This is a genomic window from Mucilaginibacter pallidiroseus, from assembly GCF_007846085.1.
Taxonomy (GTDB): Bacteria; Bacteroidota; Bacteroidia; order Sphingobacteriales; family Sphingobacteriaceae; genus Mucilaginibacter; species Mucilaginibacter pallidiroseus.
Window position 1 is genome coordinate 34874 of record NZ_VOEJ01000003.1, and the last position, 22954, is coordinate 57827.

Here is a 22954-nt window from a genome sequence, read left to right on the forward strand (position 1 = left end):
GGGCATTGCTTGTACGTGTATTTAAAAAGTCTTAGGGTGTAACTTCGTCATACACCATTTATAAAGCGGGCTCCGCCCCGTACATTACCTAACTTCCGAATGAAAAAAATTGTTGCCTGCGATGCAGCGCCTCCGTGAGCGTGTGCATTATGCTGCCCGGTAAATTAATCCCGGAGAAACTACTTTTTAACCAATTAACCAATTTTATGGAAAGAAAACTTTTACTTTTTACAAGCATCTTTGTGCTTTTAATTGCCTTTGCCATACCGGCAAGCGCACAAAACCGGACAATTACCGGTAAAGTTACCGAGGAGGGCGGCACCACGCCCATGGCCGCTGTTAGCGTTGTTGTTACAGGATCTGCCATAGGCACTACTACAGATGCCGATGGTAAATACACTTTGAGCGTGCCTGCAAGTGCAAAGAGCCTCACTTTTAGCTTCATTGGATATTCTTCTAAGGAAGTCAACATCAACGGTGCCTCCACCATCAACACCAGCCTTACCACATCCAGCAACTCGTTGCAAGAGGTTGTGGTTGTGAGCGTTGGTTACGGCACGCTTGACAAACGTGAAGTATCAAGTGCTATAACCCACGTATCAGGCAAGGATCTTTTGCCGGTATCGGCTAACAATCCGCTAATGTCTTTACAAGGCAAAGTGGCCGGGTTAAGTATCACGAATACGGCCAGCGGCGATCCAAACTCATCACCAAGTATACAGTTACGCGGCGCATCATCGCGTAATGCAGGGCTTGGTCCGCTATACGTGGTAAACGGTGTTCCTGGTGGTAACATTGATAACATTAACCAAAATGATATAGAAAGTATAGACGTGCTTAAAGGCGGCGCTGCATCAGCTATATACGGTACACGCGGCAGCAACGGTGTTATCATCATCACTACCAAAAAAGGAACCTCACAATCGCGCCTGTTTTATGATGGCTACGCCAGCTGGGACTATGTAACCAACAGATTGCAAAGCCTGTCGCCGGAGGAATTTGTTGAAAAACGCGTTCAAAACAAACAGGGACAGGATTACGGTGCGCGCACAAACTGGCTTAAAGAGGTAACACGTTCCCCGGCTTTTAGTCAGAAACATACTTTGCAACTTTCAGGCGGCTCGGGCAAAACCAACTATTTTGCCTCTGCAGATTACCGTAACGCCGATGGTATCGACCTGCGTGCACATAAAAAAGAATACGGTACCAGGATAAGCATCAACCACACTACAGATGATAATTTCCTGGTAGCTACGCTTAACGTTGCGCCGCGTTATATGTACGCCAACAATTCCGATCAGGGCAATTTTAACAACGCCCTTACCCTAAACCCAACCTACCCTATTTACAACGAAACGGGGGCTTTCAACTACCTTAACACAGGCTTTTTCTCAAACAACCCGGTGGAGAATGCTACAGTGATCAAATCTGAAGCTGAGATCAAAGAGCTCGACATCAGCGGATCATTAAAGGCCAACATCCTTAAAAATTTCAGCACAACCATCACCGTGTCTGAAATTAGCCGTTCGGCACGTAATATGGATTTCAGGCCATCAACCCTATCATCAATCGTACAATCAAACAGGGTTACACAAACCAACTATGCAAGGCAGGAACAGCAGGAAAATGATCAGAAAAACGTGGAATGGATAGGCAACTATTCATTAGACCTGAATAAAAACCATTTCAAAGTATTGGGTGGCTATTCATACTCGCTGTATAACTACAAACAGTTTGCGGCTCAAAACTACGACTTCCCTTTTGACACCTACCTGTGGAACAATCTTGGCTCGGGCCTTTACAATGGTGGCGCTGCCGGCCAGGGCCAATCTGCCGTTGGTTCAACCCAAAACGGATCGACATTAATCGCATTCTTTGGCAGAGTTAACTATGACTTTGATAACAAGTACATCCTTACAGGTAGCTTGCGCCATGAGGGATCATCAAAGTTTGGTGCCAATAACAAGTGGGGTAACTTCCCGGCGGTATCAGGTGCCTGGAGAGTATCAGAAGAAAACTTCATCAAAAACAGCGCGCCATGGATCAACGATCTGAAATTAAGGGCTGATTACGGTATAACAGGTAACCAGGACTTTGGTAACTACCTGTCGTTATTGCTTTACGGCGGTGCCGGGTACTTTCCATTCAATGGCGTTCAGTACCAGGTTTACGGGCCATCATCTAACGTTAACCCTGACCTTAGCTGGGAACGTGCATACAACTTCAACGCCGGTGTTGATTTCAGCTTGTTCAATAGCCGCTTAAGTGGCTCGGTGGATTACTACATCCGTACCAACAAGGATTTACTTGGTTACTATAATGTACCGTTACCGCCAAACCCGCAGTCGCAAACGTTTACTAACGTGGGTACAATGCGCAATCAGGGCGTGGAAGTAACTCTGTCAGGCGTTGTAGTTAAAGGTGCTAATTTCAGCTACAATGTAAGCACGGCCCTTTCGTACAACCGTAATAAGTTTATTTCATTCTCTAATGACCTGTACCAGGGCGCTACCTTTCAGGACGTAGCAGGATTATCAGCTCCGGGGTCCCCAGGTAACGTACAACGTATTGAAGAAGGTCACAGTATTGGCGAATTTTATACGCTTAAATCGGCCGGTGTTAATGATGCTGGCGCGTTGTTGGTGTATAAAAAAGACGGCACAGTGGTACCTGCAAACCAGGCATCGAATGATGATAAACAATACGTTGGCAACGGCTTACCAAAACTGAATGTTTCATTAACTAATAGCATCCGATACAAACGCTTCGACTTGAATATATACCTGCGCGGTGCATTCGGATATAAACTATTCAATACCCCGGCATTTTATATTGGTACGCCATCGAGCCAGGCAGATGCAAACGTGCTTAAATCGGCCTTTGATAGCAAAAGCAAATACTCGAAGCTAACCAGCAACTCAACTACATCTATCGCGTCAGATTATTTCCTGGAGAACGGCTCATTTGTAAAAATCGACAACGTATCTATGGGCTATTCACTGCCGCTTAAAACAAAGTATTTGAAACAGGTTCGTTTTTATGCAGCCGGCAGAAACCTGCACACGTTTACAAGCTATACAGGCGGCGACCCCGATCTGGTACAGGTTAACGGCCTTACGCCGGGTGTAAACACCTCATTAAATTATTATCCGTCAACCCTGCAAGTTATAGTGGGCCTGCAAGCAACATTTTAATTTATAAAACATGAAAAGATATAAACTATATATAAGCACCTTATTCTTTACTGCAACACTTGCAGGCAGCTGCACCAAGCTTGATGAGAAGGTGTACGACCAGGTGGATGCATCGGGTTTCCTTACCCGCCGCGATGATGTGATAAGGGATTTTTTACGCCCATTTGAACATGGCTACTGGAGCATACAAGGCAATGATTATTATGCAGCCGGCGAAGATTGCACAGATGAGTTTGGTACCTATAACCGCCAGGGCGACTGGCAGGACGGCGGATACTACCAACGTATGCACTACCATACCTGGACACCGCAGGATGGATTTACCAGCGGCGTATGGACCAATCTGTACCAGGGTATTGTGCTATCTACAAACTCGCTGCAGGATATGGAAAGCATACAGGATCCTGCCAAACTAAATGTTACGCCGGAAGAGCTGGCTGATTTTAAATCGGAGCTGCGGACCTTAAGGGCATGGTTTTACCTAAGAGCGCTTGATTTTTACCGCAATATTGAGATTATTACCGATGTAAAGAACTCCACGCAAGGTAAACCACAATCTACACCGCAAGAGACCTTCGCATTTATAGAGAAAGAGCTTACCGATGCCATACCAGGATTGCCAACGCGCGACCAGTTAGGCGCTAAAGGTATAGGCCGCTGGACAAAAGCCGGTGCGGCAGCATTGCTGGCAAGGCTTTATTTAAATGCCAAGGTTTACACCGGCGTTGAAAAATTTACCGAGGCCGAAGCTGTTTGTCGTGATATCATCAGCGGTAAATATGGTGGCTACGCACTTGACACGCGCTGGGACGCACCGTTTGACTATACCAACACGTCATTAAACTCTGAGGTGATATACGGTTTCCCGGGAACGCTTGCGCGTACGCACTGGCAGTATGATGGCGGTATGTTTTTCAATGGGATGACTTATGATGCCGCACCGCTTTACATGGGCTTTACAGATTTTGGCCAGGCAAACCCACGCTTTGCATTACAGCCCGGCCGTGATGTTGACAGCGTAGAATACACGCACCAATTAGGTAAACCGTTTGTGAAATTTCAGCGATACCCCGACGATCTGAGATTGAAAAAGTATCGTAACCTTGGCAATAGCCAGCGCGAGGGTATGTTCTTATATGGTTATCTGCCATTTACACGCACCGTTAATGGCCAGCCGCGTGCAGATACCGTTAGGGGCAACAAGGGCCCATACGCGCTGTTTATACGTGACCAGGTTGGCCAGTTCCTGGGTGCGAAGCCGGGAACAAGAATTGCAGACAAGGAATCGAACATGAATCATGCAGATCATAACTCGGGCGTGTTCCTGATTAAGTACCCAATTTATCCAACTCCCGATGCTAATCGCATCACATCAGCCTATGCAGAGGTGCGCTTATCTGAAATTTACTACACCCTTGCCGAGTGCCAATACCGCAAAGGCGACAAAGCCGGCGCAGCATCAACACTAAACCAGGTACGCAGGCGCAACTACCCTGACGGATCTGCAAGTTTGTACAGAACCGATGGCAGCCAGCTAACAGATCAGGAAATGCTTGATGAGTGGGGACGTGAATTTATTGGCGAGAACCGCCGCAGAACGGATCTTATACGCTGGGGCGTTTTTAATACCGGCACCTGGTGGGATAAAAAACCTGATGGCGATAGCCACACCGAGATTTTCCCTATAGGCAGGGACATTTTAAACGTTAACCCGCAGCTAAAGCAAAACCCGGGTTATTAATAATAACCATAAAACAAGAGCGGCGTTCTATTTGAACGCCGCTTCTTTTTTTGTACAAATTGTTACCAAATCACTCTAATTATCGTGCTAAAAGGAAACTCAAATTTAATTGCCCGGCTTATTAATTAAGCTAAGGCGCGCATACAGCTCGGCAATACAAGCCTCATCTAAGAGCCATTTAGGCTTACTTATTTCATCAGGCTTGGTAGTCCAGCTATGGGTGGTGTAACCATATTTATCGCGGGTATTTTGCCACGCGTAGTTCAGGTCTTTTTCAATAGCTGCAAGGTATTTGTAGTTGCCATCTACTTTATATAAAGCCTCGTAACCTCTAAATAGTACGGTTACAAACCAAGGTAAATCAATGTGCAGTGTCAAATTTTTATCATGCGCTACGCTGCTAAAGTGTTTGTAGCTATCGGCAGCCAATTGCTGTGCCTGCTGCAGGTATTGTTTATCGTTGGTAAACTTGTACAGCAATACGGCGGCCTCTATAAGCGAGCCTGTGTTATACGTCCAAAAAGTGCGGTTTAGTTTACCGCCTGGCTTTACGTCGTTAGCAATAACACCTGTCGAATCGCGCAGGGTTGTGTACATCCAGTTGTAAAACTTTTTACCCTGGTTTAAGTAGTAAACGTCTTTACTGCCCTCATAAATTTTAAGCGCTGTAAGCGTAGCCATGCCGTTTGTACAGGCAGGTTTTTGATCGTTATGGCCCTCTAACCACATTACGCCGCCGCCCATATCTTCGTTCCAGCCGCTTTCAATAAACTTAAAAACCTCCTTTGAGCGCAGCAGGTAAAGCGGGTTTTTGGTATTGAAATATGATTCCATGTAATCGATACCAACCAAGCCGTTGTCATCGTAATAGCGGTCAGATTTTTCTAGCTTTACGGGGTATGCCTGGTAGCCTGCCGGTTTACGTACCTCATCCCTATACTGTTCAACGCCCGTTACCAGGCTATCCTGAAACTTTTTGTATTTGCCTTTTAAAGCAGGCACCTTCATCAACACATTGGTTGCCGAAAACATACCTGAAAAGGGCCACAAAAAACTTACAGGTTTTTCGCCAACGTTGCCGCCCTGCATATAGGTAAGGCTATCCTTTTTGTTGGATGGAAAATTTTCTGAGAACAAACCTTTGTATGCCGGCACCCGGTAATTTTTCCAGATGCTGCTGTACATAGTTTCGGCACGTTTTAAGTATTCGGTCGACTGAACTTTTTGGGCATTTGCATTTGTTGTTGCTGCAAACACGGCAGCCAGCACAAATGCCGAAATAGTTTCCGTTTTAAATAACTTCATAGCTTTTATATAAATGCTTATTGGGCCGATGGCGGAGGCACTTTTGTACCCCAATTGGTATTTGGCTTATTGCCCATTGTAAACGATAGCTTGCCGCCTTTCATCAACTCATCGCGGTAAAGCCAGCAGTTGTTTAGCGGTTGGCCTTTAAAAGTTGCCGATTGTACATAGATATTCTCACCGCCGTTGTTTCTAGTTTCGATGGTTAATGTTTTACCATCGCCAAGCGTAATAGTTGCCTTATCAAACAAAGGGCTTCCCAGCTGAATAATTGGTCTTAAATCGGTAAATCCTTTAACATCAAACAAGCCCAATGCGTTTATGACATACCACGAGCCAAGCTGCCCCTGGTCCTCGTCCTGCCCATATCCATATCCATGAATAGGATCGGTACCGTAAAAGTCGCGCCCTATCAGCCTTGTCCATTTTTGTGTAAGCCAAGGCTTACCCGAAAAGTTGAACATCCAGCTAATGTGCAGGTTGGGTTGGTTACCATGATTGTAAATAGAGTTGATGCCGGCAAAAGCGTCGATAGTTTTACCGCCACCAAAGCCAAGCTTTTCTGACACAGTGAAAATACTGTCGAGCCTTTTGTTAAAATTATCTCGCCCAATAGCATTTACTAAACCTGCCGGGTTTTGTGGCACGTAGAAAGTGTATTGAATAGCATTACCTTCCTGAAAACCGCGCCATGGCTGGTATGGGTCAAACTTATCTATAAAGCTGCCGTTGGCACGCTTTGGCTGCATCAGTTTATTCTTCGGGTTGAAGATGTAGCGCCATCCGTTTGACAGTTTTATCAACTGCTGATAATCGGCCGTTTTGCCCATTGCTTTTGCCATTTGCGCAGCTGCAAATGCGCTGTAGCTATACTCCAAAGTGTGCGAACCAGCAAAGTTTGAGCCTGTCGAGTCGGTTACAAAGTCGCGGCCTGTTTGGTCAAAAAATGGCACATAGCCGTAATCAACAAATGCTTTTGTATCTAACTTACCTGCACCTACCGGCCTGTTTTTATAATTAAGCTCGTTTGCTTTAACAGCCTGGTAAGCCAAGTCGATATCATAATTGCGGATGCCCGTATTGTATGCACCGGCAATTGAGAGGCCCACAAAGTTGGTACCCACCCCAGATACGTATTCGCTATTGGCAACGCCATCGCTAAACCAGCCTTTGTCTTTATAAATTTGTAATTGCGTATTCACAAAACTGCCGTACCATTCCGGGTACGATAGTGCCCATAGCTGGGTTAAGTTCCAAAACCCACCCCAAATGGCATCTGTGTTAATAAATTCTGCCTTTAGCTTGCTATCCGTTTGCGAAGGCAGCCGGCCTGTTTGCCCGCCATGCTTAGGGTAATCGCCATTTACATCGCTTGCAATACCCCTGCCCAAAAGCGCGTGGAAAAGCCCTGTGTAAAACTTGGTTTTATCTTGTTCATTAGTGCCTTCTACAGATATTTTAGCCAGCTGCTGTTCCCAAACCTGTTGCGCATTGGCTTTGGCCTCATCAAAAGATAAGCCGGTAGCCTCGGCCATATAGTTTGCCTTTGCATTGGCTGTTGATGTATACGACAAGCCTGTTTTAACTTCTACTACCTCGTTATTTGTTGTTTGATAATTTAGTACCAGGCCGGCTCCTTTGCCTGTTGCCTGGCTCATGTTTTGTTTTACATTGCCAGCGTTAAAAGCATCAACATTTGCGGGTTTTTTACTCAGCTCACCGTAGAAATACATGTTAACTTTACCCTGCGGATCATAAATGTTCACGTATTTTGGATAGGTACTTACAAAGCCTTCAAAGTGCGTATCATCAATCATCTTTATTGATGCATCGGTTACATCGCTACTTTCGCCTTGTTTATTGCCGATATCAAGAATAATATGCGACGATGCATTTGCCGGGAACGTATAACGCTGAAAGCCCACGCGCTTAGTTGCCGTAAGCTCGGCCGTAATACCGTAATCATCAAGCAAAACCTTGTAGTAACCTGGTTGTGCAACCTGGTTCTTCCTGTCGAATTTTGAGCGGTAGCCATTATTCGGGCCTTCCAATTCGCCCGGAATAACTTTTAACGGACCGTTGGTGGGCATGTAGCTTACGCCCCCCACCTGCCATTCGTGGAAATGCACAAAGCCTTCTATCGAGTTTTGGCGGGTATCATAACCAACGGCTTCCCAGCCCGATGCGTTGCCAAAGTGCCCGTTTGTTGACGGTGCAAGCTTAGCCATACCGTAAGGCACTGCAGCCGGCGTATAAAAAAACCAACGACTATGTGCCGTGCCAATATTAGGGTCGACATATTTTGAAACCTGCCCGCGTTTAACACTGCAGCCGGCCAGCGTGGCAGCCAGTACTACAGCGCTTAAACTTAAATTAATTTTCATGTAGATGTTATATAACGGCGGCCATGCGGCCGCCGGTTAATTTATTTTTCGTATTTGGCCATCATAGCCTGTACGCGCTGCATCCAGGCCTGGTCAACACCCTCAATTTCGGGTGCACGGTTTGAACCATTAAAGGCGGCAAAAAAGTAATAAGCATGTGAGTCGGCGTTACGGGTTGCCTTATTCAGCGCATCAATATTATTGCGTGCATAGGTAAGCCATTTTTCATCCTTATCCTGCTCATAAAGCCTTATCATGCCCTGCGATCCCCAACCGCACCATGCAGGGTTAATACGTGTCTGGGTTGGGTCGGTATTAAATATATAGCCTTTGTATTGCGCGTTCCATAATACTGCATTCATGGCGTTGCCAATTGCCTGCGCCTTGGCCAGGTATGATGCATCATTCATAGCTTTTCCTAAAAGGATATCTGCTTCTAGCATTACGGCATTATCGTATGTGAATTTTTCATAATGCTTTGTGCCTGCACCGGGGCCGTCAATTTTCCAGATGTACAAGCCGCTTGCCGAGTCATACATTACCGCGCGTAACCAATCATTAGTTTTAACAGCCCAGTCACGGTAAATGGTTTCGCCGGTTATGATATACAGCTTAGCAAATAATTGCATGGCAACTCCGTTGGATTGTGTTGGCTTATCGGGTTTAGCAGTATTCCACCAAAAGCCGCCGCCGTATGTGCCATCCCACATGCCGCTGTTTATCAACCAATCGGCGCAAGCCCTGGCTTTCGCCAAATATGCGGCTTTATCTGCACCTGTAGTAATCTCATACGCTTCCAGGTAAACCATACCTGTTAAGCCGTTATCATCTATATATTTATCGCCCCCGGCACCCGTGCCGTTCAGGTTTACAGATGCAAAGTAACCACCACGTGGGTCGGCTTTGTCCCAAAAGCCTTCCATAAATTTAAACGTGTTGTTCATGTACGGTAAAACAGATGCATCACCGGCTGCTGCCAAAGCAGCATCCGCGTATATCTGGCTTACGTTATACCATTCAAAACACGAGTTTGACAGGGTTGTGGTGTTAGCCCTGTAGCTAAAGCTCGATGTTAAAAGGTTACTTGTAACAAAGCTGCGGGTTTCTTTAGCCAGTTCAAGGTAGCTTTTGGCGTTTACCGGTGGTACTACAGGAGGCGTTGTGCCACCGCTGCCACCGCCGCCGGGCGTAACGCCGTTATCTTTACTGCACGACGCTGTAATTACCATTGCAGCAGCCATTAACCCAAATATTGCTTTTTTCATGATGATGATTATTTAAATAGTACCCGCAGCAAAAGCCGCGGGTGCCTGTACAACTGTTTTATAAAACAGTTACTTTATGTGTATAAGCATTAGGCTGTAACATTACATCAACCTTCACATTTTTCCTGTCGGCAGATGGGTCAAACTTGTAAGTGTTATCCCATTGCGAGTTTACCACCGGCACCAGGTAAAAGTATGATGCAGGCTTACCTGCAGGCTGATCGTTATTTTGATTAACGCTGCCCACATACTCGTTACCCGCCACAGTGTGGATGATGAACTTGTAACGCTCATCACGTCCCCATGAAAACTGGTAAAACTCAACCGCCACTTTTGGTGCCTCAAATACCCCATTACCAATGTAGCTTAGCGTACCTATCTCGGTACCATAAGCAGACATGTACAAACCAATTGAACGGATCTCAACAGATTTTGCGGTAGCTGATGTAAAGTCGAAGTTTAAACGATATGGTTTCTCGCTACCGCTTACCGTAGTTGGTGCAGTACCTTCTTTAATTATACCGTTGTCGATGTAGTATTTTTTACCACCTTCGGTATTTTTATCGGTAAGGATATAATCGCCGGTTTTTAAAGCGGTGTAAATTTCAAAAACACCTTCTTCGGTTTTCTTTAACTTGATAGCCTTGCTCAGGTCGGTACCGCCCTCGGTAGCAGAGCCTGTTAAGTAAAGCTCGGCAGGGTTTTCTGCGAAACCGGCCGGGCGCTCCAACTGCATGGCGTGCGATGTTGTAGACGTTTTGGCATTGGTACCCTTAGAAGCAATTACGGTCCATTTTAATTTACCGGTGCTTGATGCCGCAATCCCAGCTGCATTACCAATTTTGTTAAGATCCTTGTGTGATATGGTCACCTGGGTTTGCGTACCGGCCCCGTCTGACAATACTTTGTAAACAGGTTTGCTAAAGTCGCCGCCCTCTTTGTCAAAGGCTACTTCATAAAGTATCAAGCCACCATCTGCCGTGGTTGCTGCATCCCATTTAAACAGCACATTGGCATTGGTTGTAGGCTCAAGCTTTACAGCTACGTTATCGTTAGGCGTAGCCAAAGTGCCTACAGGCGTAAGGTTAAGGTCTAACGGGTGCTCATCTTTTTTGCAGGATACTGCTGCAATTGCAGCCAGCAGCATTACACCTGTCAGCTTCATTATCTTTCTCATATTTTTAATGGTTATTATGGTTTAATTGGTGTAGCCCGGGTTTTGAGTCAGGTTTTTATTCAAATCAACATCACGAGCAGGTATAGCCCACAGGTAATCTCTTGACGGATTAAACTTGCGTTGCTGCACCCTGATGTAACCATTATCTGTGTTCTGATCTGTAGAGAACTTGGCACCGTGGATAAATCCGTTCATGGTTACCTCGGCTATTCTCCATCTCCTGATGTCATCTACACGCAGGCCTTCCATAGCAAGTTCCACGCGGCGCTCACGACGGATAATGTTTGTCATATCGCCGTTACCCGGGTAGTTTAAAGCACCTGCTTCGTTGAAACCGGCACGTGAACGCAGTGCGCCAATGGTTTTAGCCCAAACGGTTGCATCCATCTGGCCAAGGCTTTGTTTAGCTTCCGCGTAATCCAATAACACTTCGGCATAGCGTATCAGATGCAGGTTATTGCCTGATACAAAATTTGCCAGTGCACTTGGGTCATAATACTTTCTCCAGTAATATGCTGTTGCAGATGCTGCCTGCGAGCCTGCACTGTACTCATCCAAACCCGGCTGAACAGGGTCTGAACCTGGCCTGATATAGATAGTTTTGGTTGAGTTATTTGCATTAACCCAGGTATATCGGTCATACACTATAGTTGCAGTTAAACGCGGGTCGCGGTTTACATAAGGGTTAGCCTCGTTATAACCTGAGCCCGACTCCCTGATGCCTTTACCGTTAAGCATAATGTAATCATCAACAAGCTCCTGAGTTGGTGCCATATTGCTTACGCGGCCACCTACGGTGCGTGGTGCAAAATCCCAGAAGTTTTGCCATGTGCGCAAGGTTGGTACATATTGCAATGACAGGATGCTTTCTTTGGTGTTTTTATTAACGTTAGGATCGCTGAACAATGCGCTGTAGCTTGTTTCCAAACCATAGCTGCCATTAGCACCCTGGTCGTTCATCAGTTTTTCGCAAATCGTTGCCACATCGGCCATACGGTCGCCCTGGTAAAGGAGTACCCTCGCCTCAAGCGCCAATGCAGCACCTTTGGTAATACGCCCATTCTCTGAAGCAGGGATAGCATCTTTGGAAGGCAATACGGCAGCAATAGCTTCCAGTTCGCTCACAACAAATTTTATTACATCGGCCTTTGGTGAACGTGCAATAACTTGTGCGTCTTCAGGCGACAAATCGCGGTCAACAAGTGGTACGTCGCCATACCATTTGGCTAAATTGAAGTGTTCAAACGCACGTATAAAACGGGTTTCGGCAACAAGGCGAGCTTTTACTTCAGCTGGCAACGTCGTGTTTTTGTCAATGTTAGCCAAGAAGATGTTGCACGATTTAATGGCCGAGTAATAGTTGCTCCAGTCGCCGCCAAATTTGCCTGTTTGCGAATTTGCATTACCGCTGGCAATAATGTTAAGGTCGCCCGATGGTGAGTAAGCATTATCGGATATCGCTTCGGCATCAAAGTACAAACCGCTGTTGTAAATTAAGCTGTAGTTATTGTATAGGGCATTGTAAACGTTTGCGTCTACCTGCCAAAAGGTAAGATCAGAGAACCGGTCTGTTGGTGCAATATCAAGTTTTTTACAACCCGATGCCGCTACAACCGCAACAGATACGATTAAAAGCTTTTTTATAAATTTCATTTTATTATTTTTAAGATGATCTGTTTATTAGAATGTTATGTCGAGGCCTGCTCCATAAAATACCGGCAGCGGGTATTGCCTTGCGCTGTTTGATGCCGAACCCGGGTTAAGGTTGTTGCCAAACTCGGTAGTTTCCGGATCGATAAATTTCAGTTTGCTTAATGTTGCTAAGTTTTGGCCGATAAGCGATAATCTTAACCTTTGGATACCCAGTTTTTGAGTTACTGCTTTACTGAAGCTGTAACCAATGTTTACGTTTTTAAGGCGTATGTAGGCAGCATTGTACTTGTAAAGGTCAGACCCGGTGCGCCAGTTGTTGGTATTTGACGGCGAACCGATGTTAGCCAATATTGGGTAACGGGCATCCGGATTGGTTGGCGACCAGATATCACTTTGATGATCATAAACAGTAGCACCATAACCATAGTGGAAAGGCTCAACCAACTCACCGCGTAAAAACGCGTCACGCTTGCCAACACCCTGTACGAAGAGCGATAAATCAAACCCTTTGTATGATGCACGGTAGGTAAAACCAAATGTGTAGCGTGGGAAAGGATTACCTAAAATGGTTTTATCTTTCTCATCTAAGATACCATCGCCGTTGCGGTCTTTAAATTTAAGGTCGCCCGGCTGTACGCCGCTATTGGCGAATTTTGGTGAGCTATCAATATCCTGCTGGTTCTGGAAAAAACCATTGGTTTCGTAACCGTAGTATTGCGTAATTGGCTGGCCAACTCTTCTTATCAACTGAAATACATCCTGGTTATAAATGTTTTCTGTTGCGTCGCCGGTAAGCTTTAATAGTTTATTTTGGTTATCAGCAACGTTTACACTAAAGCTTTGGCTCAGGTTTTCGCCGCGTAGGTTGTATGTTAATGAAACTTCCCAACCGGTGTTACGCACTTTTGCTACGTTATAATCTGGCGAGCCTGCGCCAAAAATCAAAGGTACATCGGCGCGCGCTGCAAGGATATCGCTTCTTGTTTCGCGGAAGTAATCTAAAGTAGCAACCAATTTGTCGCCAAATAAACCGGCATCTAAACCAACATTTAGTTTTGCAGCCTTTTCCCATGTAATATCGCGATTAGCAATATTGGTACCTGCACCACCTACTATGTTGTTACCAAAGCCATAAGCATTGGCATAGTTAAAGTAAGTAGTTTGATACTGGTAATTACCTACGTTTTGGTTACCCACAACACCGTATGATGCTCTTAGCTTTAACGTGCTCAAAGAGTTACGCAAAGACTCCATAAATGATTCCTGGGTAACGATCCAACCTGCACTTACTGACGGGAAGAAGCTGCCCCTGTTACCTGCTGCAAATTTTGACGATGCATCCTGGCGGAACAAAGCTTCCAACAGGTACCTGTCTTTGTATGAATAATTTACACGACCGAACAATGATAACAAGCTGGTAGAGTTAACAGCTATACTGTTGTTGGAGTTTTGGGTGTCAACAATAGTACCTGTAGTGGGCGTACCCAACAACGGGTCTGTTAACGTCTTCTGCAACTGGAAACCACGCTGATTGTAGGTTTCGCTCGACCCGCCTATTTGTACCTTAAAGGTGTGATCGTTGATCTTTTTGTTATATTCTGCAGAAAGCTTTGTATTTGTCAGGAACGATTTGCTGTTACCATCTAATACGGTAAGGTCGTTACCGTAAACACCTGCCGGCAAATAATTTACCTGCGTACGGCGGAAAAAGGTACCGTTATTTTGTATGGTACCGCCAAACTCGCCAACCAATTTTAAATCTTTGGTTACGCTAAGCTGGCCGTTAAATGCACCAAATATCTCGTCGTTATCTGCTTGGTTAAAGCCACCTTTTTCAAGCACGCCGTACTCGTTGTATTGCGATGCAACAGGATTGGTAAGGTAGTTGCCATCAGCATCTTTCCAGTTGTAGTTATGCGGCACGCGGTTGGCATCGGCAAAAATGTTATTGTCGCCAACGCTGTTTGTTTTGTTGCGTGTTTTGGTGTAGTTTAAAATAACGTTAGTTCTGAACTTACCTATTACCGATGTTTGGTTTAACCTCAGGTTATATTTCTGATAACCGAAATCTGCACCCGAGCCACCATTACCAATTAAGTTGCTGCCCTGGTTTTGGTAACCTGCAGAAATGTAATAAGAGTTGGTTTCGCCACCACCTGTAATGCTCAGGTTATGTGATTGCAAAGGAGCTGTTTTAAGCAGGTGCTCGATATCCCAGGTACCGTTACCGGCATCTTTCAACGCCTGGATCTGATCCGGAGAATAAGCTGCAGGCAGGCCCGAATTTACTAGCGATTGATTTTTGTAGTAAGCATTATCCCATGCGTCAACTTTGTGCACCAACACTTTTGCATCTTGTATGCCGTAGCTGCCGTTGTAGTTAACCGTCGGCTTGGCATTAAACCTGCCACCTTTAGTAGTAACCAAAATAACGCCGTTTGCCGCACGCGAACCGTAAATAGCTGCCGAACCGGCATCTTTTAGTACAGAAACGCTTGCAATATCATTAGGGTTAATAGTGTTTAAGTTACCACCTACTATACCATCAATAACCACAAGCGGCGTATTGTCGCCCAGTGTACCTACACCACGAATGTTAACGGTAACGTCGCTACCCGGGTTTAGGTTAGATTGCTGGATAATTAAGTTTGGCGACTCGCCCTGTAAAGCCTGGTAAGTGTTTAGTACAGGTTTGTTCTCAATGTTTTTTGAACTGATTGTACCTACAGCACCCGTAACGTTTATACGTTTTTGCGTGCCGTAACCTACTACCACAACTTCGCTTAGGCTGGTGTTGTTGGCTTTAAGGCTTACGTTGATCTCGGTTTTGCCGGCAACAGGAATTTCCTGTTTTGCATAGCCAATGAACGAGAACGTTAAACTGCGGCCGGTGTAAGCATCGGGCACATTTAATTTGTAGCGGCCGTTAACGTCGGTAATAGTACCAATTGTGGTACCTGCAATGCTCACGTTTACGCCTGGTAATGGCTGATTGTTTTCATCAAGTACCCTACCGCTAATGCTGATGTCTAAAGCGTTTTTAATGTACAGGCGGTTACCAGTAACTGTTGCATGTGCAGCAGTATTAAATACAGCTACGCCAAGCATGCCAGCTACCAGCGATCTGCTGTAGAGCCACTTTAGTTTTCTTAGTTTGTGTAATAGTTTTAATCTCATAACTACGGTTTTGTTGGTTTATATGTATTGGTTTTATTGTTTGCCTAAGCGCTCTTCACTACGCTTTGGCTTTGTAATTTTCTTTCCAGTAATTTTCAATGTTCTCGAGCGACATGCCCTTGGTTTCGGGTATCAGTTTCCAGGTGAGCCACAAGGCCGGCGAACAGCAAATGGCAAACAGCCAAAACGTCCATGATGAGCCAAGCCCTTCCAGCATAACGGGCGTAAGCTGGCCAACTAAAAAGTTGCCTATCCATAATGAAAGGGTTGCAAGCGCCATGGCCTTGCCGCGCACAGCGTTAGGAAATATTTCGCCCACTATTACCCAGCAAACCGGGCCAAATGAGAAGGCAAAGCAGGCTATGAAGGCTAATATGAAAATGAGGATCCACGGGCCGGATGTAATGCCAAGTGCAAACAATGCGCCTATGATAACCAGCGAAATTACTGCCCCGCCTACGCCGGCAAACAACAGTGGCTTACGCCCCCATTTATCAATAGTAAAAATGGCTACGAACGTAAACACCACGTTTACCAAGCCAATGGTTACCTGCCCGCCAAGCGCACTGTTTAGTGTAAAACCGGCTTGCTCCAATATCCTGGGGCCATAATAAATCACGGCATTTATACCACATACCTGCGACAGGAACGGCAGCAGCAAACCTATCCACAACGCTTTGCGGTAAGCGGGTTTAAACAATTCGTTTATCGATGCATCTTCACTTTCATCCTGTGCTTTAAAGGCGGTTATCTCACTTTCGGCCGCTGTTGCGCCGTCAATCTTTGTGAGGATGGCTTTGGCTTTTTGCTCATCACCTTTAAGTAAGAGCCACCTTGGCGACTCGGGCACTAAAAATAAACTTACCAAGAACACAGCGGCCGGGATTGCACCAAGGCCAAGCATGGCACGCCATACCTGTGCCGAAAATATGGTGTTCATGGTGCCGCTGCCATAACTATCGGCAGCATGATTTGCCAGGTACGCGTTCGAAAAATAAGCCAGTACAATACCAATGGTTAATGCCAGTTGGTACAATGACACCATCATGCCGCGGTAGCGCGATGGCGAAAACTCTGATATGTACAGCGGCGATACCATTGATGCAACGCCGATACCAAGCCCGCCAACAAGACGAAAAACAATAAGCACCGTGAACGACTCCGACAACATACAGCCAAGCGCCGATGCAAGGAACAGCACGGCCGAAAGAATCAATACTATCTTGCGGCCATATTTATCGCTAAGCTTGCCGGATATACTTACGCCTATAATGCACCCCAAAAGTGCGCAGCTTACAAACCAGCCCTCGCTAACGGCATCCAGCTTAAAATCATTTTTCACAAGGCTTACTGTGCCGGAAATTACGGCGGTATCAAAGCCGAATAAAAAGCCACCCAGTGCCGCTACTATGCACACCAAGTACAGGTAAGTGGCGCTCTGTTTAGTTTGATTTTGGGTTATCGTATCAATCATTTCGCTTATTTTAAAAATGCTTTAATAACCCGGGCACGGCTTTTTCCAAGATTGGTGAGTGTGTACGAACCTGCAGCGGCAGGTATCACAAAGGTTTCGGCATAGGCGTATTTATTTACTGTGCCGTCGGCTGTTTCAAGGCTTACGGCCTGTCCTTCAACCAGCATCATTACGTGGCAGCAATTGTTGGTATCTAAACTGATCTGCTTATCAAACTCTAAGCGGTGTACATCATAAAAGTGATCGGCATGGGTGGGCACATGTATAATTTGCCAATCATCTCCCTGCTCAATTACCGATTGTTTAGAGATCAGCTCAGTCTGCACCTTTTCGCCTTTGCGGTTAAAGTCGAGGTTTTTAAAGGCGTGCTCAATATTTATGGGGCGGGGTTTACCGTCAAGGTCGAGCCTTACCCAATCGTACATTTTAAATGTGAATATGTAGGGCGTAGCACTTATTTCAAGTACCAGGTTGCCCGCACCTGCGCTGTGTACGGTACCGTTAGGAATTAAAAACAGGTCGTGCTTTTGCGCGGCATGCGCCTGTACAAATCGCTCAATATCAATTTCCTTGCTATTCTCTTGGCTGTCTTCAAGTGTTGATTTAAATACGGCAGGCTCTATACTTTCTTGGAAACCGAGGTACACTTTTGCATCCTGTTCGGAATCCAATATGTAATAGGTTTCATCCTGGGTTATGTTCTCGCCGAAATTCTCCTGGATATAATTTAAGCGGGGATGACATTGTATAGATAAGTTTCCACCATCGTAAGTGTCCAAAAAGTCGAAGCGGATCGGGAACTCGTCGCCAAACGTGGCAGCATGCTTACCAAGCACCTGCTCACTATTATGAAACATCAGGGTATCAAATGAAACCTCGAGCAGGTTGCTGTCACTTTCGAACACCAAGCCGTTCTCCGGTACGATCAATTCAAAGGACCATGCGTAGTTAACTACGTCGGTATTTAAGTTTTTAATACGTTCCTTAATCCATTGGCCACCCCATGCACCCGGCTCAAACCATGGCCTTACGCGTATAACCGACTGGCTTATTTTATTTAAACCATCAGCCAAATCGCTTTTGTACATCCAGTTAATGGTATCAGGCCATTGGCCGTCTGCTACAGCAGTTATGCTGTCAAGAATTGCCTTTTTATGCTCGTTTAACAGCGCCCAGTCAACAAAATAAAAGCGCTTGTACATTTTAAAATGCTCAGTCAGTTCGGCAGCACCCAGGTTGTTGATAGACCCTGCCCTCAATCTAAACTGTAATTCGTTTTTAGGCAGGTCGATGTATAATATAGCTGCGTCCCAATTTGCAAGGGCAGCACCCGTACCAATTAAAATATTAACACGCTTCGCGTTGTCCGGCGATGTAGCCTTAAGCTCTGCTTCGCAATAAAGGTCGGCCAGTTTTAAAGTACACTTGGTTCCCCAAACAGCTTCCTCTTCACCCAAAAAAGGCGCAATCAACGTGTCAATATCTGCCGATGATTTTAAAAAATCTTCTGTATCTATCCAGTTGGCTTCAATACCTTCTTCAGCAAGGCAATTGTTAATACCAGCTTTAATTCTATCCCAAAACACACCAACATATCCATCAATAACCACCGTTTTTTGCCCAATGATCCATCTGGTAAGCGACTCGTAGCCGTTGAATATCTTACCATCACCGAGCTGGCAAACCGGGTAAATGTTGTAGCCCCCGTCAACATCAGGATGTTGCGGCAGCTGAGCCGGCATTAAATATTGTGCGGTTTTACGTAAAGCTTTTTGCGTATCTGTAGGGTTGATTTTTAAATCAGAATTCATCTTTTTAAATAATGCGTATACATATAGTTAATGCAATCGGCCTAGGGCCAAAAAACATCAGGAAAAGCAAAAATTATAACTGGTTTATTATGAAGTAATGTACAAACATATAAAATAAATTAAATATGCAAATAAGTTTGAAAAACTATTTTATGCGATGATATGTGTGTAAGTAACACTAAGTAGCGCGCAAAACAATCTGTTTATGTACATACATATTTGATTTTTATACAAAATTGTTATAATTGCATATGAGTTTGAAGATGCGCTACAATATCGACCATAAGAGCCCCGTACCACTCCATGCCCAGGCAGAACAAATGCTAAGGGAGTTAATCACCGAAGAAGAGTACCAAAACGGGAAGAACATCCCCAATGAGGTTGATTTAGCTAAGATGCTGGCCATATCACGCACAACCCTGCGCATGGCTATCAATAAGCTGGTATTTGAGGGGTTATTGGTTCGAAAGAAAAGAGCGGGCACCAAGGTTGCTACCGGCGCGGTAAGTTCAAAGTCGAACAACTGGCTGAGCTTTTCGCAGGAGATGAAACTGCGCGGTATTCCCATCAAAAACTTTGAACTGCACGTGAGCTGGGAAACACCAGACATAAGCCTTGCCCATTTTTTTGATATAAAGCAAGATAAGCCTGTTTTGAAAATGAAAAGGGTACGCGGACGCCCGGAAGAACCTTTCGTGGTGTTTGAGTCTTATTTCCACCCGAGGGTAGGCCTTACGCTTGATGACGACTTTAAAAGGCCGCTTTACGAATTACTTGAGCAGGAACATTCGGTTATTGCTACGCTATCTAAAGAAGAGATAAGCGCCATTTCGGCAAGCAAGGAAATTGCGGAAAAGCTGCGTGTACCTGTAGGCAGCCCAATTCTGTTTCGTAAACGCTTTGTATTTGATCAGGGTGAGCGCCCTATAGAATTTAACGTAGGCTATTACAAAGCTGATAGCTTTGTGTACACTGTTGAAAGCCGCAGGTAATAACGGCCAACATAACCATCTCTCCCTTACATAAACATACCACCGGCAAATGCGTCAAACACGACTAACCGGTGGTATGTATAACGTTTGAAGCAGGCATTAGCGCCGCAACTGCTTATTCGCTATTTACTTTTATTGGGTATAGTAAGTTTCTTTAACACCTTGCCATTCCTGTCAATCGCTTGCATGAGTAATTTATCGGGCGTTAATGAGAAAGTTAAGAAGCCTTGTATCGGTGCAAAAAAATCAACAGGGCCGCGTGGCTTCAATTGTTCATTGGCCTCCGAACCGGCACCAGATATAAAATGATAGGTAAACTTGCCCGGCGGATGGTAGTACTGCAAATGATGCTCATGCCCGGAGATGTACACGTTAACCTTATATTTCTCCAAAACACTCTCCAGCGCATAGCGCATTTCCGGTTTGTTTAAGGCCCGGTTACCTGCCGTGTAAAGCGGATGATGGCCAATTACAATTTTCCATTTGATGCTTGAGCTGGTATCGCTCAAAACTTTTTCCAGCCATTGCTTTTGTTTGGTACTGTCCTGCTTAATCAATTCATCGCGGTAGCTGCTGTTGTATGAGCTTGGCTCAAGCGGGTTGGTATCAATAAATACCAGCAGCGCTTCGGCGTTGGGGCCTACCTTTTGCTTCATGGAATAATAGCGGGAGGGCATATTCCACCTGCCGCTTACCTGCGAATAGTCGACTTCGGCTTGTGGGTTTTGGTGGTAGTCATGATTACCCAACACCACATACCAGGGGCGGTGCAGCGGGTACTGGTAAAACACATTTTCGAAAGATAAGTTCCAAAGCGGATCGTGAACGCTTGCCACGCCGTCGGGGTAAATGTTATCTCCTGTGGATACGATAAACGATGCGTTGATGCCTGTTACCGCCTTGGCAAGGGTAGCAGCCATATCTTTTTGAAAATACTCGCCGCCACGGCCAAAATCACCAACTACGGCAAACTCCAAAGCGCCGTCTATCGACTCCTGGTCTTTTATAAACCCGCCTCGATAGCCTTTAATATATTCGGCCTGGTAATCTTTGGTTTGGGCAAATGTGCACATTACAAACAACTGCGCCAGCAGCAAAAGGGTGTACTTCATCTTCATAGCATCTAAAATAGGCAATGCCCGGCTTGCGGCCGGGCAATTGCAAATAACTCAATAATTTATTAATAACCGGGGTTTTGTACCAGGCTTGGGTTTAAAGCACGTTCGCTGGTTGGTACCGGGTAAATACGCTTGTTTGTTTCGGCGTTGGTTTTAAAGCCCCATGCGCTTTCAAACTTACCAAAACGTATCAAGTCGTTACGTCTCCAGCCTTCCCAGGCAAACTCACGGCCACGCTCATCAAGTAATTGGTCAAGCGTTACGCCTGACACAAGCGGTGCTTTTGCGCGGGCGCGTATCTTGTTAACCAAAACATCGGCAGTTTGCAGTTCGCCATTAACAGCGGTTGGTGCGGCACCGCGTAAAATAGCTTCGGCCTTCATCATCATAACATCGGCAAGCCTTAATACCGGCATATCATTACCCTGGTAACGGGTGCTTGGGTTGGAGTTTTTATCCGGGTAAAATTTAATTGAACGCACGCCTTTTGCTTTGCCCAACTCATCATTACCCACATCCATGGTTGCTGGTTTTACCAGTGTCATTTCGGGCGTAAAGTCCAATTGATAATCAACCGCTGCACTACCGTCTGCTCCTGTGTATGATGCGTCAACACCCTTTTTGGTTGACTTGATGATAATTGGAGAACCGTTGTTTTCAAACTGTTTACCTGCCAACCATTGGGTATTACGCACATCATTTGTAAGCGTAAATTTTGCATAAAAGTCTTTTATGGTACTTAATGCTATACTCGGACGAAACGGAATGGCATATTTATTTTGCACCGCGGTATGTAAACCAAAACGGGTAAAATGGTTACCCTCCGCCACGTTAGGATCATAAGGTACGGCAAATATGGTTTCTTTTATTTGCGGGCCGTTCTCGGGTGCAAACAAGGTCATGTAATCGGCGTCTAACGAGTAAATGGTGCGGGCCCTGGTTAACACACTATCTGCCATGGCAACAGTTTCGGTAAACTTAGCCGAACCTGTGTAGTACTGCGCGTTCAGATAAAGTTTTTCCAACAGTGCAAACGCCATCCATTTGGTTGGGCGGCCGTAAGTAATTTGCCCTGCCGACGCACTTAGGTTTGGAATAGCCTCTTTCAACTCTTTCTCTATAAAAGCAAAAACCTCGGCCCTTGGCGCGGTGGCCGGCTGGCCAACAACCGGGAAACTTGATATGATAGGGATATTGCCATACAGATCCATCATGAAGTAATAGTAAAGGGCACGCATGGCCCGCATTTCGGCAATGGTGGTTTTGGCCGTTGCGTTGCTTGCATTTGCCTCAAAAAGGCTTATTAAGCGGTTACAAGTATTGATGCCACCAAAACCCCACTCCCAGTTTGATTTAACGTTGGGATGATCTGGCCCCCAAGTGTGCATGTGCAGAAAGCGGTACTGACCGCCATCGTCATAATTACCATCACGCGCCGGGATGATGGCCTCATCTGTCGACAGCTCCTGCATGCGCCAGTAATCAACTGCGTAAATAGAGCGTAGCTGCGTGTAAACGGGGCCGGTTGCGGCAATGTAACTATCCGGGTTGTTAGGGAAATTATCGGGCGTAAGCTCCGACTCGACATTTACACCAAGTTTTGTACAGCCAACTACCGCTACCGATAGGATTGCTGCTATTATTGATATTTTTTTCATGGTTT

13 protein-coding genes are annotated in these 22954 nt (G+C 45.5%); 3 read left to right on the plus strand and 10 right to left on the minus strand.

Annotated elements, in window-relative coordinates:
* The first annotated feature begins 206 nt into the window (after positions 1-206).
* Both FPZ43_RS07035 and FPZ43_RS07040 read left to right on the plus strand, forming a co-directional pair.
* Positions 207-3194 (plus strand): SusC/RagA family TonB-linked outer membrane protein, encoded by a 2988-nt coding sequence (locus tag FPZ43_RS07035; protein ID WP_146381168.1) that lies wholly within the window; start codon positions 207-209, stop codon positions 3192-3194.
* Between the two features lie 10 nt (positions 3195-3204).
* Entirely contained in the window at positions 3205-4935 is a 1731-nt protein-coding gene (locus tag FPZ43_RS07040) for a RagB/SusD family nutrient uptake outer membrane protein (protein WP_146381169.1), read from the plus strand.
* A gap of 105 nt (positions 4936-5040) precedes the next feature.
* Here the strand turns inward: FPZ43_RS07040 and FPZ43_RS07045 are convergent, their stop codons facing one another.
* From FPZ43_RS07045 to FPZ43_RS07080, 8 genes are read right to left on the minus strand one after another with little or no spacing between them, the layout of a single operon-like run.
* Positions 5041-6240 carry a glycoside hydrolase family 76 protein gene (locus FPZ43_RS07045; protein WP_146381170.1) on the minus strand — a complete coding sequence of 400 codons (1200 nt, stop codon included), beginning with the start codon at positions 6238-6240 and terminating at the stop codon, positions 5041-5043.
* Between the two features lie 17 nt (positions 6241-6257).
* Complete coding sequence (locus FPZ43_RS07050; protein WP_146381171.1) at positions 6258-8624, minus strand: GH92 family glycosyl hydrolase; 2367 nt, start codon at positions 8622-8624, stop codon at positions 6258-6260.
* Between the two features lie 41 nt (positions 8625-8665).
* Positions 8666-9889: a glycoside hydrolase family 76 protein gene (locus tag FPZ43_RS07055; RefSeq protein WP_146381172.1), complete on the minus strand. Its 1224-nt coding sequence runs from the start codon at positions 9887-9889 to the stop codon at positions 8666-8668.
* Between the two features lie 58 nt (positions 9890-9947).
* Complete coding sequence (locus tag FPZ43_RS07060; protein WP_146381173.1) at positions 9948-11066, minus strand: SusE domain-containing protein; 1119 nt, start codon at positions 11064-11066, stop codon at positions 9948-9950.
* 21 nt (positions 11067-11087) lie between these two features.
* The gene (locus tag FPZ43_RS07065; RefSeq protein WP_146381174.1) at positions 11088-12719 is read right to left on the minus strand and encodes a RagB/SusD family nutrient uptake outer membrane protein; all 1632 of its coding nucleotides are present in this window, start codon (positions 12717-12719) and stop codon (positions 11088-11090) included.
* A 27-nt stretch (positions 12720-12746) separates the two neighbouring features.
* Positions 12747-15896 carry a SusC/RagA family TonB-linked outer membrane protein gene (locus FPZ43_RS07070; RefSeq protein ID WP_146381175.1) on the minus strand — a complete coding sequence of 1050 codons (3150 nt, stop codon included), beginning with the start codon at positions 15894-15896 and terminating at the stop codon, positions 12747-12749.
* Positions 15897-15954: 58 nt separating this feature from the next.
* The gene (locus FPZ43_RS07075; protein WP_146381176.1) at positions 15955-17370 is read right to left on the minus strand and encodes a sugar porter family MFS transporter; all 1416 of its coding nucleotides are present in this window, start codon (positions 17368-17370) and stop codon (positions 15955-15957) included.
* Positions 17371-17375: 5 nt separating this feature from the next.
* Positions 17376-19181 (minus strand): class I mannose-6-phosphate isomerase, encoded by a 1806-nt coding sequence (locus FPZ43_RS07080; RefSeq protein ID WP_146381177.1) that lies wholly within the window; start codon positions 19179-19181, stop codon positions 17376-17378.
* A gap of 251 nt (positions 19182-19432) precedes the next feature.
* Here FPZ43_RS07080 and FPZ43_RS07085 point away from each other — a divergent pair, with 251 nt between their 5' ends.
* Entirely contained in the window at positions 19433-20173 is a 741-nt protein-coding gene (locus tag FPZ43_RS07085; protein ID WP_261381009.1) for a GntR family transcriptional regulator, read from the plus strand.
* Between the two features lie 122 nt (positions 20174-20295).
* Here the strand turns inward: FPZ43_RS07085 and FPZ43_RS07090 are convergent, their stop codons facing one another.
* Positions 20296-21291, minus strand: coding sequence for a metallophosphoesterase (locus FPZ43_RS07090; protein ID WP_146381178.1), 996 nt, complete (start codon positions 21289-21291; stop codon positions 20296-20298).
* A 62-nt stretch (positions 21292-21353) separates the two neighbouring features.
* Positions 21354-22949, minus strand: coding sequence for a RagB/SusD family nutrient uptake outer membrane protein (locus FPZ43_RS07095; protein ID WP_146381179.1), 1596 nt, complete (start codon positions 22947-22949; stop codon positions 21354-21356).
* Positions 22950-22954: the final 5 nt, after the last annotated feature.

Coding starts and splice junctions, on each gene's coding strand:
- FPZ43_RS07090 (WP_146381178.1), bottom strand. CDS start 21,291: ATGAAGATGAAGTACACCCTTTTGCTGCTGGCGCAGTTGTTTGTAATG.
- FPZ43_RS07095 (WP_146381179.1), bottom strand. CDS start 22,949: ATGAAAAAAATATCAATAATAGCAGCAATCCTATCGGTAGCGGTAGTT.
- FPZ43_RS07055 (WP_146381172.1), bottom strand. CDS start 9,889: ATGAAAAAAGCAATATTTGGGTTAATGGCTGCTGCAATGGTAATTACA.
- FPZ43_RS07050 (WP_146381171.1), bottom strand. CDS start 8,624: ATGAAAATTAATTTAAGTTTAAGCGCTGTAGTACTGGCTGCCACGCTG.
- FPZ43_RS07040 (WP_146381169.1), top strand. CDS start 3,205: ATGAAAAGATATAAACTATATATAAGCACCTTATTCTTTACTGCAACA.
- FPZ43_RS07060 (WP_146381173.1), bottom strand. CDS start 11,066: ATGAGAAAGATAATGAAGCTGACAGGTGTAATGCTGCTGGCTGCAATT.
- FPZ43_RS07075 (WP_146381176.1), bottom strand. CDS start 17,370: ATGATTGATACGATAACCCAAAATCAAACTAAACAGAGCGCCACTTAC.
- FPZ43_RS07065 (WP_146381174.1), bottom strand. CDS start 12,719: ATGAAATTTATAAAAAAGCTTTTAATCGTATCTGTTGCGGTTGTAGCG.
- FPZ43_RS07035 (WP_146381168.1), top strand. CDS start 207: ATGGAAAGAAAACTTTTACTTTTTACAAGCATCTTTGTGCTTTTAATT.
- FPZ43_RS07070 (WP_146381175.1), bottom strand. CDS start 15,896: ATGAGATTAAAACTATTACACAAACTAAGAAAACTAAAGTGGCTCTAC.
- FPZ43_RS07080 (WP_146381177.1), bottom strand. CDS start 19,181: ATGAATTCTGATTTAAAAATCAACCCTACAGATACGCAAAAAGCTTTA.
- FPZ43_RS07085 (WP_261381009.1), top strand. CDS start 19,433: ATGAGTTTGAAGATGCGCTACAATATCGACCATAAGAGCCCCGTACCA.
- FPZ43_RS07045 (WP_146381170.1), bottom strand. CDS start 6,240: ATGAAGTTATTTAAAACGGAAACTATTTCGGCATTTGTGCTGGCTGCC.